At 63.5% G+C, this 14,266-nt stretch carries 10 protein-coding genes, 1 tRNA gene, 1 rRNA gene and 1 pseudogene; 8 read left to right on the forward strand and 5 right to left on the reverse strand.

The features are described 5' to 3' along the window. Nucleotides 1-145 precede the first annotated feature (145 nt). The 6 genes and pseudogenes from rrf to J2R99_RS09100 all read left to right on the forward strand — a co-directional run bounded on the left by rrf (nt 146) and on the right by J2R99_RS09100 (nt 6,722). Nucleotides 146-261: ribosomal RNA gene (gene rrf / locus J2R99_RS09075) — 5S ribosomal RNA — on the forward strand. A 95-nt stretch (nt 262-356) separates the two neighbouring features. Next, nucleotides 357-433: transfer RNA gene (locus J2R99_RS09080), tRNA-Met, on the forward strand. A gap of 201 nt (nt 434-634) precedes the next feature. Continuing rightward, on the forward strand, nt 635-1,795 hold the full coding sequence (locus J2R99_RS09085; RefSeq protein ID WP_307154193.1) for an efflux RND transporter periplasmic adaptor subunit: 1,161 nt from the start codon (nt 635-637) through the stop codon (nt 1,793-1,795). A gap of 12 nt (nt 1,796-1,807) precedes the next feature. Next, entirely contained in the window at nt 1,808-4,900 is a 3,093-nt protein-coding gene (locus J2R99_RS09090; RefSeq protein ID WP_307154194.1) for a multidrug efflux RND transporter permease subunit, read from the forward strand. Between the two features lie 62 nt (nt 4,901-4,962). Next, nucleotides 4,963-5,659 (forward strand): annotated as a pseudogene (locus J2R99_RS09095) (response regulator). Further along, nucleotides 5,652-6,722: an ATP-binding protein gene (locus J2R99_RS09100; protein ID WP_307154195.1), complete on the forward strand. Its 1,071-nt coding sequence runs from the start codon at nt 5,652-5,654 to the stop codon at nt 6,720-6,722. Before J2R99_RS09095 ends, J2R99_RS09100 begins: the two are co-directional and overlap by 8 nt. A 167-nt stretch (nt 6,723-6,889) precedes the next feature. Here J2R99_RS09100 and J2R99_RS09105 read toward each other — a convergent pair whose 3' ends face one another. Then, nucleotides 6,890-8,410 (reverse strand): MFS transporter, encoded by a 1,521-nt coding sequence (locus J2R99_RS09105; RefSeq protein ID WP_307154196.1) that lies wholly within the window; start codon nt 8,408-8,410, stop codon nt 6,890-6,892. Between the two features lie 91 nt (nt 8,411-8,501). Between J2R99_RS09105 and J2R99_RS09110 the strand changes: the two genes are divergently transcribed. Then, on the forward strand, nt 8,502-9,035 hold the full coding sequence (locus tag J2R99_RS09110) for a TetR/AcrR family transcriptional regulator (protein WP_307154197.1): 534 nt from the start codon (nt 8,502-8,504) through the stop codon (nt 9,033-9,035). 41 nt (nt 9,036-9,076) lie between these two features. On the opposite strand, the gene J2R99_RS09115 is transcribed toward J2R99_RS09110, so the two are convergent. Both J2R99_RS09115 and J2R99_RS09120 read right to left on the reverse strand, forming a co-directional pair. Then, nucleotides 9,077-10,201 (reverse strand): YbfB/YjiJ family MFS transporter, encoded by a 1,125-nt coding sequence (locus J2R99_RS09115; protein WP_307154198.1) that lies wholly within the window; start codon nt 10,199-10,201, stop codon nt 9,077-9,079. After that, on the reverse strand, nt 10,188-11,087 hold the full coding sequence (locus tag J2R99_RS09120; RefSeq protein ID WP_307154199.1) for a LysR substrate-binding domain-containing protein: 900 nt from the start codon (nt 11,085-11,087) through the stop codon (nt 10,188-10,190). The genes J2R99_RS09115 and J2R99_RS09120 overlap by 14 nt, the downstream gene beginning before the upstream one ends. Before the next feature lie 156 nt (nt 11,088-11,243). Here J2R99_RS09120 and J2R99_RS09125 point away from each other — a divergent pair, with 156 nt between their 5' ends. After that, complete coding sequence (locus J2R99_RS09125; protein WP_307154200.1) at nt 11,244-12,419, forward strand: winged helix-turn-helix domain-containing protein; 1,176 nt, start codon at nt 11,244-11,246, stop codon at nt 12,417-12,419. 35 nt (nt 12,420-12,454) lie between these two features. On the opposite strand, the gene J2R99_RS09130 is transcribed toward J2R99_RS09125, so the two are convergent. Both J2R99_RS09130 and J2R99_RS09135 read right to left on the reverse strand, forming a co-directional pair. Beyond that, nucleotides 12,455-12,997, reverse strand: coding sequence for a GNAT family N-acetyltransferase (locus tag J2R99_RS09130; RefSeq protein ID WP_307154201.1), 543 nt, complete (start codon nt 12,995-12,997; stop codon nt 12,455-12,457). A 131-nt stretch (nt 12,998-13,128) separates the two neighbouring features. Then, the gene (locus J2R99_RS09135) at nt 13,129-14,226 is read right to left on the reverse strand and encodes an N-acetylglucosamine-6-phosphate deacetylase (protein ID WP_307154202.1); all 1,098 of its coding nucleotides are present in this window, start codon (nt 14,224-14,226) and stop codon (nt 13,129-13,131) included. Nucleotides 14,227-14,266 lie beyond the last annotated feature (40 nt).

The following is a 14,266-nucleotide window of genomic DNA, read 5'->3' on the forward strand; positions in this document are numbered from 1 at the left end:
ACTAATCGCTCGATCGGCTTGATCGTTCTCATTAATCAATGCCCGCCTGATAACTCAGGCTTGAATACCAGTGTCACATGAGCCTCCGGGCAGCATTCCTCACCGAAACCGCTGCCCCAAGGCTCTCAGTTCTGCAATTCGCCGGCCTGGTGGTCCTAGCGAGAGGCATAAAACCCGATCCCATTCCGAACTCGGCCGTTAAACCTCTCAGCGCCGATGGTACTTCGTCTTAAGACGCGGGAGAGTAGGTCGCTGCCAGGCCTGCCAATTGCAGAGCACACGAGATCCCCTTCTCTTCAACGATCGTCCCCCGACCCGCGCAACACGCGCCTCTCAATGGTCGGTACTCACCTCTCCGCGGGGTGGAGCAGTCTGGTAGCTCGTCAGGCTCATAACCTGAAGGTCAGAGGTTCAAATCCTCTCCCCGCAACCATCTCTATACAGATACTCAAAAGCCCCGCTCCCGCGGGGCTTTTTGCGTTTGGGGGCTACCCTGGCCTCCCGTTGACAGATCGCCCAGATGCCAGATCAGCGGACGTCGGGCAGCGTCTCCATGAAATCTCCACCAATTCTCGACGCTGCGTCGAAGGGCGCATGTCAGTGAGGGGATCCGATCCCCAAACGGACACCCTCCATGTCGCCGCGTCTTTCGATCATCGCCTTCATCCTTTGCGCCGCCGGGCTGGCGTTGTTTCTGACGTTTCGAGGCGAGGCGGTCTCCGAGCAGGAAGGTGCGCCGTCTGAGGCGCAAGGTCCGGCGCAGGTCACCACGATGACGGCGGCGCCGGAGCGCGTCGTCTTGATCGACGAATTGCCTGGACGCGTGGCCGCCTATCGAAGGGTCGAGATACGGCCGCAGGTCGGCGGCATCATCAAGAAGCGTTTTGCGGAAGGCGGGACACAGGTCGAGGCCGGCGAAATCCTGTTTGAAATCGACCCGGCCCTGCTGCTGGCCGATCTCGAGACGGCGCGGGCGGGCGTGACGCGTGCCGAAGGGGCGTTGGAGCATGCGCGAAGCGGCCTGAAGCGGGCCGAAAAGCTCGTGGCGAGCAAGGCGACGAGCCGCAAGGATTACGAAGACGCCCGCAATGAGCTGACCATGGCGCAGGCCAATCTCGCCGAGGCGCGTGCGGTCTTCCATCGCCGCCAGCTCGATCTTGATTTTGCGACGATAAGGTCGCCGATCAAAGGTTATGTCGGGCGTACGCTCGCCGACGAGGGGGCTCTTGCATCCACCTCCAGTCAGACAGAGCTCGCCGTGGTGCAGGAACTGGACCGCGTTTATGTCGATCTGCGCCTGCCCGCAACCAAGCTCGACGGCTTGCAGTCTGCTGCAAGGCAAGGATTGGGGCCGGTCGAGATCCTGGACGCGGAGGGCAAGCGACATCCCCGTCCCGGCAAGCTGGCGCTGTCGGATGTGACGGTCGATGCGGGGACCGGCAACACGACGGTCCGGGTGGAGGTGGAGAATCCCGGCTTGCGGCTTCTGCCGGGCATGTATGTGCGCGCCAGGATACCGCGCGGGCTCCTGCCCGATGCGCTGCTCGTGCCCGAGGAGGCCGTCGTCCGCAACGGTGCCGGCGAGGCGCAGATCGTGGTCGTCGACGATGACGGGCGCGCCTGGCGGCGGGACGTGGTCCTTGGCGACGCCATCGGCAGGCGTCTTGTCGTCACGTCCGGCCTGAAGGCGGGCGAAGCGATCGTCATTCGCGGTCAGGACCGCGTGCAGGACGGGATGCGGGTGACCCGGGTCACCGCCGCGCAAGCTGCCCTGCCGGCAGCCGACAAGCTCTAGAGATCCGATTCCATGCCACAATTTTTCATCGATCGCCCGGTCTTTGCCTGGGTCATTGCGATCTTCATCGCGCTGGCTGGACTTGTCGCCATTCCGCAGCTGCCGGTGGCACGGTTTCCCGTCATCGCGCCGCCGAGTATCAGCATTTTCGCGACCTATACCGGCGCGACGGTTCAAACCGTCAATGACAGTGTGGTGACGCCCATCGAGAAGGAGCTCTCGAGCGTCAAGAACGTGCTCTATTACGAATCCACGGCCGATTCGACCGGCGGGGCCAGCATCACGGTCACGTTCAAACCCGGAACCAACCCGGAATTGGCCCAGGTGGATGTTCAGAACCGTCTGAAAAATGCCGAGCCGCGCCTCCCGGAGGTCGTCCGGCGCGGTGGCGTCAGTGTCGAGGCCGCAGAAACCGGCTTTCTGATGGTCATCACATTGAAGTCGCGCAGTGGTGAGACCGAGGAACTCGCTCTCGGCGACTATCTGACCCGCAACATCAGCGAGGAATTGAAGCGCGTGCCGGGCGTCGGCCGTGTCCAGCAGTTCGGCTCCGAACGCGCCATGCGTGTCTGGGTCGATCCGGCGAAGCTGGCCGCCTACGACCTCACCATGGCCGACGTCACGGAGGCCATCACGCGCGAGAATGCACAGGTTTCGCCCGGCCGGGTCGGAGACGAGCCGACCGTCCCGGGGACGAAGATCTCCACGCCGCTGACGGTGCATGGCCAGTTGACCACGCCGGAAGAGTTCGCCGCGATACCCCTCAGGGCGCAACTCGACGGTTCGCGTCTTCTTCTGTCGGATGTCGCGCGGGTGGAACTCGGCGCTCAGACCCTTGCCTTCAGTGTCAGCAGCAATGGCAAGCCCGCAGCCGCCGCCGCGATCCAGATGACGCCCGGCGCCAATGCGGTGAGCACCGCGGCTGCGATCGAAAAGCGCCTGGCCGAACTGCGGCCCTCAATGCCCAGGGATATGGCGATCACGGTCTCCTACAACACCGCCCCCTTCGTGAAGGTGTCGATCAGCAAAGTCGTCCAGACGCTGATCGAGGCGATGGTGCTGGTCTTCCTGGTCATTTTGCTGTTCCTGCAGAAGATCCGCTACACGCTGATCCCAACCATCGTCGCGCCCATCGCGCTTCTGGGCACCTTCGCGGTGATGTTCGTCGCGGGCTATTCGATCAACGTCTTGACCATGTTCGGCATGGTGCTCGCGATTGGCATCATCGTCGACGATGCCATCGTCGTCGTCGAAAATGTCGAGCGGATCATGTCCCGGCAAGGCCTCTCGCCGAGGGATGCCACCCGCCAGGCCATGCGCGAGATCTCAGGCGCCATCATCGGGATCACGCTGGTCCTGGCCGCCGTCTTCATTCCAATGGGCATGGCTGGCGGTTCCGTCGGTGCGATCTATCGCCAGTTCACCTTATCGATGTCGGTGTCGATCCTGTTCTCCGCCTTTCTTGCGCTGACACTGACACCCGCACTCTGCGCGACGATCCTGAAGCCCTCGAACGAGCATGCCACACGCGGATTCTTCGGCTGGTTCAACCGAAAGTTCGATGCCCTGAGCACCGGCTACACCGGTGTCGTCGGCTGGATGCTGCGGCGTGGTGGGCGGGTGCTGGTCATCTATGCCGTGCTGCTGGGGGCGCTCGGCATCGGCTATTCGCGGGTGCCAACGTCGTTCGTGCCGGAAGAGGATCAGGGAAACTTCATGGCGATGTTCGAGCTGCCGGCCGGCGCCACCGCCGAACGCACACGCGAGATCGTCGCAAAATATGAAGCGCACACCGCCTCACGTCCCGATATTGTCGAGAGCATCGTGATTTTGGGCTTCGGCTTTTCCGGCTCCGGTCCCAATGCGGCGCAAGCCTTCACCAGCCTGAAGGATTGGAGCGAGCGCACAACCACGGTGAGCGAAGAGATCGCGGCCGCCGAGGCGGCGATGGCGGATATTCCCGAAGGCACGGCGATGATCATGAAGCCTCCAGCCATCGAATCTCTCGGCACCACGTCCGGTTTCGCTCTCCGGCTCGAGGACCGTGCCAATTCCGGTCCGACAGCGCTGAAGGCGGCCGAAGATCAGCTGATCGCGCTCGCATCGGAAAGCAAGCTGCTGACCGACGTGATGACGGAGGGCCTGCCCGATGGCCAAAGCATTGCGCTCAGGATCGATCGTCAGAAAGCGCTGGCGCTTGGCGTCTCCTTCTCGGCAATCAGCGACATGATTTCGACGGCGATCGGATCAAGCTACGTCAACGACTTTCCCAACAAAGGCCAGCTTCAGCAGGTGGTGGTGCAGGCGGATGCGCCGGCCCGGATGCATGTGGAGGATGTCCTGCGTCTGCAGGTTCGCAACATCGAGGGCGGCATGGTGGCGTTGTCGGAAGTCGTCGAACCCGTCTGGGAAACGTCGCCCCTGCAATTGGAGCGTTACAACGGCTACCCGGCTGCGCGCATCTCGGGCTCGGCCGCGCCGGGGGTGTCGAGCGGCGCGGCGATGACCGAGATGGAGCGTCTGGCGCAACAATTGCCAAAGGGCTTTGCGCTCGAATGGACCGGGCAATCGCTGCAGGAAAGGCAATCGGCGACGCAGGCTCCGATGCTCCTGGCCGCCTCGATGCTGGTCGTATTCCTCGTGCTTGCGGCCCTTTACGAAAGCTGGTCGATCCCGCTGGCGGTCATGCTGGTCGTGCCCCTCGGCGTCTTAGGCGCGGTCGTGGCCGTCCTGGCGCGCGGGATGGAGAATGACGTGTTCTTCAAGGTGGGCCTGATCACCATCATCGGACTTTCCGCCAAGAACGCCATTCTCTTGGTCGAGTACGCCCGACATCTCAGGAACGAAGGAATGAGCCTCTATCGGGCGGTGCTGCGGGCATCTCGGCTGCGGCTTCGGCCTATCGTGATGACCTCGCTCGCTTTCATCCTCGGTGTCGTACCGTTGATGATCGCACATGGCGCCGGTTCCGAAATCCAGAATGCCATCGGGACCGGTGTGTTTGGCGGGATGTTGTCCGCGACGGTGCTGGCGGTTTTCTTCGTGCCGGTGCTTTACGTTGCCGTCAGCAAATTGCGGATGCCGAAATCGTGGAGAAAAACCTGAAAAAACACGGTCCCGGACAAGTGAACATGCAGGCGGCGTGCTTCGGGGTTTGAAAAGTGGCCATGAACAATGCGTTGATTCTTATTGTTGAAGACGAGCCCGAGATTGCTGAAATCATCGCGACCTACATGTCGCGGGAGGGTTTCCGGACCATCACCGCAGGCGATGGGCGGGTCGCGCTCGAGCATCACCTGCGCTTGCGACCCGATCTTGTGGTGCTCGACATCAAGCTGCCAGGGCAGGACGGGTATGAGGTGCTGGCGGCGATCCGTCGGCGCGGCGATACGCCGGTCATCATGGTCACGGCGCTGGCAGAGGATCTCGACAAGCTCCAGGCTTTGCGCATCGGTGCCGACGATTATGTCGTCAAACCGTTCAACCCCCTCGAGGTCGTGGCCCGCGCCAAGGGCCGTCTTGCGACGAACCATGGGGCGCGGCAGCGAGCAGGTGCTGCGCGTCGGGCCGCTCACGATCAATCCCCAGGCATATCGCGCGGAGGTTCAAAGCCCGACGGGAGCCGTGACGCTCGATCTGACGCGGACCGAATTTCGCATTCTCGCTCATATGGCCGCGAGCCAGGGCAGGGCGTTCGAGCGCTCGGAGCTGGTCGATGCCTGCCTGCCGGAAGGCGAGGCCCTCGACCGCACGGTGGACAGCCATGTCAGCAATCTGCGCCGCAAGCTGGCGGCGGCTGGAGCGGATGGCATGCTCACCGCTGTCCGTGGCGTGGGCTACCGGCTGGACAACACCTGTGGCTAAGAACCTGAATTCCCTGATCGTCCGCGCGATGATCGCGTTGACCCTCTTGGCCTTCGCCGTCGTCTATTTCGGGCTGACCGCGTATTTCTTCTTCATCTACGAATGGCTCTATCCGGAGTTCACCGACGACGATTTTCTGCGCACCGGCGATGTCGTTACGTTGGGCCTGCTTCTGGGGATCGGCATATCGACCGCCTCATTGCTCGGCTGGATCCTCGCACGACGGATTGTGGAACCGTTGAAATCGGTTGCCGGGGCCGCGCGCCGGGTCGCGGAAGGGGATTTCTCCGCGCGCGCCTCCTTGCGTCGGGGCAATTTCGGCGAGGCCAGCGATCTGGTCGATGACTTCAACCAGATGGCGGAACGGTTGCAGCGCGCCGAGGCCGAGCTGCAATATTCGAATTCGGCGGTTGCGCATGAACTGCGCACCCCTTTGACCATCCTGCGCGGGCGGTTGCAGGGCTTGCTCGATGGCGCCTTCACCCCGAGCGCCGCGCTCTATGGACGGCTCATCGAGCATGTGGACGATCTGTCGGCGATCGTGGAGGAATTGCGCACCTTGGCGCTGAGCAATGCCGGCCAGCTCGATGTGCAATGCTCGCGTCTCGATCTGGCGGTGGAGGCGGAGGCGGCGCTGACTTCGCTCGAGGATCAGCTCGGCAAGGCCGGGATCGCCACGACCGTGGCGTTGAGCAGCGCCGTCACGAGCGCCGACCGCTCGCGCGTGCGACAGGCCTTTGTCGCACTTCTCGAAAATTGCTGCCGCTACGCGCCGCAAAGCGCAGTGCATGTCGAGACCGGCGTTGCCGCACAGCACGTCTTCTTCCGCTGCACCGACACAGGACCCGGCCTTTCCGACGAAAACCGCATGCGCGCTTTCGAACGGTTCTGGCGTGCCGACGATTCGCGGGGGCGCAGCGGCGGCGGTTCCGGTCTCGGCCTGCCGATCGTCAAGGCGATCGCGCAGGCGCATGGAGGCGACGCGCTGATCCTTTCATCCGATGGCCCTGGCCTTGCCGTCGAAATCCGGCTGCCGCGCCGGGAGCAGCCCGCTTCCATCTGAACGTATCAAGGCGTGCTCCGCCGGGATTTCGATGATTGTGACGGGCTTGCCGCGCGGCATGTCTGCGGGAGGAACCGGGGAACGCTCTCTTCGGAACCATCTGCCATCGCTCAATGCCGTCACAACATCTGGCGCTGTCGCTGAGGCGAGATGCGCGACCGGTCCGATCAATGCGCGGACTTGCCGGTCGGGTGATAGCTCGCCAACAGGATGTAGACGGCAATGGCCAAAGAGGCGATCACCGTGGCGGCCACATAAAGCAAGGTGACGTGGGCGGCGCTGAAGGCGAGCTTGCCGGCTGCGATGAGGGCTGCACCTTGTTCGGCCGAGAGCTGGGCGGCCACCAGATAGGTGTCCCCGATCGACTGGCTCGCCTGTCGGGCCAACGGCAATGCCAGGTCCGGAGGCAGCTCCAACGCGCGGCTGAACACGACAGCCATGAACACGCCGAAAAGGGTGATGCCGAGGCCGCTGCCAAGTTCGTAGCCCGTGCCTTCCAGCGAGCCGGCCGCGCCGCCTTTTTCAGGCTCCACAGACCCCATGATGGCGATCGATGACGCCGTCAATCCGATGCTGAGGGTGAGCCCGGCAACGGCCAGTGCGGCCGGGACGACGAAACCTGGGAAATGAAAGTCGGCGTTGCCAAGACAGGCCAACGACGCGGCGCCGATCAGCAGCGACATCGTCGCCACCAGACGCAGCCCAAACAGGTTCGACAACCAGCCAGCGACGGGGCCGCCGATTGCTGCCGCAGCCATGATCGGGACCATGAAGACGCCCGCTTCGAGAGGTGTCTTGCCGAAGACGTATTGCAGTTCCTGGGCCAAAGTGAGCTCGACGCCCGCCAAAGCGCCGGTCGCGACGAGCGCCATGATGATGCCGGCCACAATCGCGGGATGAGAGAACAAGGAGAGGTCCAGCATCGGATTGTCCGTCCGGAACTGCTTTCTCACGAAGAGCGACAGCATCACGATGCCGAACGATGCGATGGCAAGAGCGATCGAGAGCGGCTGGCCGCCGCCAATTCCTGCCTTGATGCCGTAGACGAGCGAAATCATCCCGGCGATCAGCAGCAGAGCCTGGCCGAAAGCCCACTTGCCAGGCGTTGTGATTTCCTTGCGAGGCAAGAGAAAATAGCATGCGGGGGCGACCACCAGCATGATCGGAACGTTGATGAGGAACACCGAACCCCACCAGAAATGTTCCAGAAGGCCGCCACCGATGAGTGGGCCAACCGCGGCGCCAGCCGATCCAACAGTGCCCCACAATCCAAGCGCAATCGCACGCTCGCCATCGTCCTCGAAGGCCCGGCGAATGATCCCGAGCACGCAGGGCACGATCATCGAACCACCGAACGCGAGCAGGATGCGCGCTCCAATCAGCATCGCTGCACTTTGAGAAAAGGCGGCAACAACAGAGGCGACGCCGAAGATCGCCAGGCCCGACAGGAGCACCTTCCGATTTCCAACCCGGTCGGCCAAGGTGCCCATGGGGACGAGCAGGCCCGCCATGAGGAGGGGATAGATGTCGATGATCCAAAGCACTTCAGTGCTGGATGCCCCGAGAGACTGCGTCAGTCTCGGGATCGCCACATGGAGCACGGTCATATCAATGATGACGGGGAGGAAGGCGAGCGTGACGGCGACGAGGACGAGCCACCGCGTCGGATCGCGAAATTGGGCAGACATGGATGCTCCGGGGAAAACCGTGACGTGCTCTATATAAATACATACGTATGGATTTCATCTGTGGCGCTTGCGTGTTCACAAAGGACGGGGAATGGGCAGGAAACCGACGATCAGCCGTGACCGGCTTTTGACGATCGCCGAAGATATCGTGAATGCAGAGGGGCCTCAGGCACTTACGATCGACGCCCTGGCAAAGGCGGCGGGCATATCCAAGGGCGGCGTTCAATATTCATTTTTGTCGAAAGACGAACTGGTGAAGGCGTTGGTCGATCGCTGGACCGCCCAATTTGACGCCCTGGTCGTCGATATCGAGAGTGCGGGGCCGCTCGGTTTCGTGCGCAGTTACATCGCCGCCATGCGCTCGTCGCAAGGGGCCATCGACGCCAAGCTGGCGGGCCTCATGATCGCTTACATGCAAAACCCGCAGAACCGCATGAACACAGCGGATTGGTACCGCTCGATCCTCTCCAGAATGGACGGTTCCGCAGAGGCGCGCGCGGCCAGAACCGCTTTTCTCGCTGTAGAGGGGTTGGTGACGTTGCGTATCTGGGGCGTCGAAGACGGCGTGGATTGGCAATCGCAGTTGGATGATATCGAGGCGGTGTTACTCGCCGAGATCGCCTGACAGATGGCGGCGTATGAGCGTCATCATCTTTCGGGCGTCGCTCATTTCATGGAGATCAGTGCGGCGATGAAGAGCGCGGCGCTTGCGATCAGGAGCGACGCGTCGAAGGAGTGGCTCTGCCGATAGAGCGCATTGGTGACGAGTGGCCCGACGATCTGGCCGACACCGTAGGATGCCGTCATCACCGCCAGGATGTTGAAGCGTGCTTTTGCTGCGATCTTGCGGGCGGCGGGCATGGCGATGGTCACGGTCCCCATAAAGGTTCCCCCGACGAGAAGCGCGCTCGCGATCGAGGCTGCCGGCATATGAATGACGGGCAGGCCGACGCCGACGGCCTGGACCAGCAGATTGGCGACGAGGCTCTTTCCGGTTCCGAGCCGGCGATGAAGGCGGTGCCAGAAGAAGCAGGACGGCACGGCGCCAAGTCCGAAGACGGCCCAGATATGCAAAGGGTCGACGCTCTCGAACGAGGTGCGCACGAGGAGCGGCAGGTAGGTCGCTGTGATGATGTAGCCGAAGCCCGCGAGCCCGTAGATGAGAACGAGGCGGGCTGCTCCGAGAGAGGTCGAGGCATCGCCATCAGCCGCATGCGGTACCGTTGCAGGCTTTGAGCCGTCGACGCGGCGCTGCAGGAATAAGGTGACGATCGTGAGCGCCAGTGCCGCAGCCGCAAGAACCAGCCAGATGGCAGGGCTTTGCAGAGCCAGAAGATCGCCTGCGGCGATGATTTCGGCGGAGACGAGGATGCCGATGCCGACGCCGGCGAAGAGGGCGGGGGCGCCGTCGTGATGCCCGCGTTCATGGATCAGCCAATGGGAGGCGGCGACCATGGCGACGGCGCTGAAGACGCCGGCGAAGCCGCGCACGGTGACGATCAGCCATTCCGGCAGCGGCAGGCCGAGCGCCGCCAGCGAGGCGACCGTCGCGATGGCGGAAAAGGCACAGAGCTTGCGGCCGGCTGCGCCCGTCACGAGGCCGAGAAGCAGCGCTCCGATGAGATAACCCGCATAATTGGCCGAAGCGGCATAGGAGCCGCCTTCGACGGAGATCTGGCCGTCACCGACCATCAGCGGGTAGAGACCGGTGAAGGCGAAGCGGCCGAAGCCCATCCCGATGACGAGTACGAGTGCGGCGGCGATCCCCGCCAGCCGTTCATTGCGTGGCATCGTCGACGTCTGCGATGTCGGAGAAAGCGTGCAGCGTTTCGCGAAATTTCAGGAAGGCAGGCGTCCTGAAACCCGGCCTCGTGGCCAACGAGGTATCGACCGTCATCAACGGCTTGAGCGTGAAACGGCCGGCATCCGGGACGAGATCGAGAACGCTGCGCGGCAGCAGCGAGAAGCAGGTCCCGGCCGCGGTTAGGGCGATCATGGCGTGGTAGGACCTGACCTCCTGGAACTGGAGCCGGGCGGTTCTGGACCCGTAGCCCGTCAGCCATTCCTCGGCGAGCAGCCGATAGGTGCAACCGGGCGCGAATGCGGCGAGGGCACGGGGCCTGATTTCTTCAGGGCCCTGGATCTCCGGGTGCCCGGGCGGCAGCAGGAGGACGAGCTCTTCGCGGAAGAGCCGTGTCGTCGCCACCGCATCGGCGGCAAACCACATTTCGTCGGGCGGCACGGCGACCAAGGCGCAGTCGATGCGGTGGGCGAGCAGGGCGTCGATGAGCTGGCGCGTCGGCGCCGTCGAAAGATCGACCGTCACGTCCGGCCATTGCGCATTGAACTCAGACAACGGCAGGGGCAATCGGGCGGCGACGGTCGATTCCATCGAACCGACGCGCAGAGTGCCTGCGGGCTCCCCCGGACGGACGACCTGCTGCGCTTCCTCGGCGAGATTGAGGATGCGGTCGGCATAGTCCAGATAAGTCACGCCCTCGGCCGTGAGCGTCATGCTTTTCCTGTCGCGCTGAAACAGCGGCACTCCGATCTCGGCCTCGAGTTGCTGAATGCGCGTGGTGACGTTGGAAGGCACCCGCCCGAGGAGGTGAGCGGCGCGGGTGATGCTCTCTTGCCTGGCGACGGTGCGAAAAATGGCAAGCGATGCCAGGTCCAAGAAAATTCTCCAAAGCGAAATATGACGGCCCTTTTATTCGTGAATCGAGAATAGGAGTCAACGGCATTTTCCGAAAAGAGAATGTCTCCCGCCACCGCTGGACAGGTGAGCCGGTCTGCTAGATGTCAGGAAAGAAAAGAACGCTGCGGGAACGGAATGAGTCGTTTGGACAGGATCAGCATGGCCGAGGCGCGCCGGATTGCGCTCGCGGCACAGGGATTTGGCGGAACCCGCTCGGCCAATCCGACCTCGGCCAGTCTGCGCCGGGTGCTTGATCGGGTTCAGCTTCACCAGATCGACAGCGTCAATGTTCTGGCGCGGGCGCACTATCTTCCGGCCTTTTCTCGGCTGGGCGCCTACGACCGCAGTCTTCTCGACAAGCTTGCCTGGGGACCGAAGCGGCAGCGCAAATTGTTCGAATACTGGGCGCACGAAGCCTCGCTCGTGCCGTTCGAGATTCAGCCTTTGCTGCGCTGGCGCATGGCGCAGGCCGATCGCGGCGAGGCGGGCTGGACCTCGATGCGCCGATTTGCGCGCGAGCATCGTGCGGAGGCCATGGCGGTGCTTCAGCGGATCCGCGAGGAGGGGCCGCTGTCCGTCTCCGACTTCGATGCGCATAAGGGGCGTCCGGGCTGGTGGGAATGGAGCGGAACCAAGCGGGCGCTCGAATGGCTCTTCTGGGCCGGTCACCTGACGACGGCGACGCGGCGCGGAAACTTCCAGCGGGTCTACGACCTTCCCGAGCGCGTGCTACCCGCCTCTATCCTCGATCAGCCGACGCCTTCGGAGGCGGATGCGCATCGCGCCTTGATCGAACGTGCCGCACGGGCGCACGGCATCGCGACGGATCGGGAATTGCGGGATTATTTCCGGCAACCGCCGGGGCCGGCACAGGAGGCGATATCCTCGCTCGCCGAGGAGGGCGTTCTTTTGCCGGTGAGCGTGCCGGGCTGGCGGCATGCCTGGCTCTACCGCGATGCCCGCCGCCCGCGCCGGATCAATGCGACGGCTCTCCTCGCCCCGTTCGATCCGCTCGTCTGGGAGAGAGATCGTGCCGAGCGGCTCTTCGGCTTCCGCTATCGGATCGAGATCTATGTCCCGGCGGACAAGCGACAGTACGGCTATTACGTGCTGCCATTCCTGTTCGGCGACCGGTTGGTGGCGCGCGTCGATCTCAAGGCCGATCGACCGAACGCACGGCTTCTCGTGCAGTCGGTGCATTTCGAGGAGGATGCGCCAGACGAAAGCCGCGACGCACTCTCCGGCGAACTCGAAAAGATGGCGGCCTGGCTCGGGCTCGAGGAGGTGTCGTTGCCTTCCGGATGGTCGTGACGGCAGGGCGCCGGAGGGTGGTCCCGCCCGCTGTGTCAGAGCCCGGCCTTGCTCTCCCATTCCTTGCGCAGGATCGCGTATTGCATGGTGTTTTCGAAGATCGGATTGCCGGCCTCGTCGTTCATGAACGAGATGTATTCGATGAAAAGCCCCTCCTGGCGCATGCCGAGGCGCTCGCAGAGACGCTGTGAGGGAAGATTGGTGTCCTCCACATAGGCATAGAGACGGCGCGCCCCTTCTTTCGTGAAGAGATGGGCAAAGAGGGCCCTCGCGGCCTCCGTCGCAAATCCCGCTCCGGAGAAGGCCTTGTTGAAATTCCAGCCAAGCGTGTAGGTGTCGTCGCCTTCCCGGACGGCGAAGAGATCGCCGATCAGCTCTCCCGTGTCGCGCAGGCAGACGGCGATCTCGCTGTCGCTTTCGGCGCGCTTTTTCACCTCTTCTTCCGCCGCCGCGAGGTCGGCGAGCCGCATGGAGAAAAAGCAGCTCACGGCTGGTTCCTTCAAATAGGCCAGGAGACCGGGGGCGTCGCGCATCTCAAAACGCCTGAGGATCAACCGGTCCGTCTCGATAGGCTGCATTCGTCTCTCTCTGCGTGGTTCGCTCGATGCCTCGATGAAAACGAGGCTTGGCGCGCGATCATGTCAGCGGTGGGGCAGCCCGATCGGTCGAGATGTCCGCTCGCACGGAGGTTTGGGGAGGACGTCGTTTGTCAGATTTCGATGCGGTTGAGATCCGCGTCGAGGGCAAGGACTTCGTTGACGGGGCGGCCGGGCTCGACCTCCGGGGGGATGAGCCGCATCGCCGCGTTCGGAATGTCGGTTGCCATCGCGACGGCCTCTTCGAGCGGCAGGCCGACATGGAAGACGGCGTTCCTGAGGCAGGTGAGAAGGTCGACATGGGCGCCGGCAAGGGCGCCGGCCGCGTTGACGAGGGCGCCGTCGCGGACGCGGATCTCCTCGCCATAGAGGACGAAATGGTCGGGGCCGCCGACCGTCGCCATGGCGTCGGAGACGAGGAAGGTCCGGTTCTTGACGGGGCGGGCGCGGCAGGCGATCGCGACCATCGGCCAGGCGACATGATGGCCGTCGACGATGATGCCCGCAAAGGCATCGCTTGCGAGTGCCGTGCCGAGGATGCCGGGCGCGCGCGAGGTCATCGGCGGCATGGCGTTATAAAGATGCGTGAAGCAACTGATGCCGGCGGCAAGGCACGTCTCTGTCTCCGCGGCGTCGGCGGCGCTGTGGCCGGCTGAGACGACCACGCCCATCGCCGCGATCTCACGAACGAGATCCGGCGGGACGATTTCGGGCGCGAGCGTCAGCATGACCGGGATATCCGCCGCGCGAAGGCGCTCCAAAATCGACAATGTGTCGCGATCCATGGGCCGCATATGGGTGGCGTCGTGAGTGCCCTTGCGCTCCGGGTTGAGATGCGGGCCTTCCAGATGCAGGCCGAGGAGACCCGGCATGCCCCAGGCCTCGATGATCGCCTCGGCGGTCGCTCGCATGCGCTCGGCCGTCGTGGTGATGAGCGTCGGCATAAGGAAGCTGGTGCCGAGTTCGCGTTGGGCCGCAATGATCGTCTCGATCGCGGCGGGGCTCGCATCGGAATTGAGCATGATTCCACCACTGCCGTTGACCTGAAGATCGGTGAGGGCAGGGATGAGGAGATGCGGGGCGAGATCGGGCGTCTCGTGGGCGGCAAGCGGCCGGATGCGACCGATCGCGCCCGCCTTGATCTCCACGGCGAGGCCGCTCTCAAAGCGGCCATCCTTCCATAGACGGGTCGGAGCGATCAGGCGGGTCACGAAACGAGATCCTCTGAGAGACCAGGGCGGACGCATGTTG

It is taken from the genome of Rhodopseudomonas julia (genome assembly GCF_030813515.1).
In the GTDB taxonomy this organism is placed as follows: Bacteria; Pseudomonadota; Alphaproteobacteria; order Rhizobiales; family Afifellaceae; genus Afifella; species Afifella julia.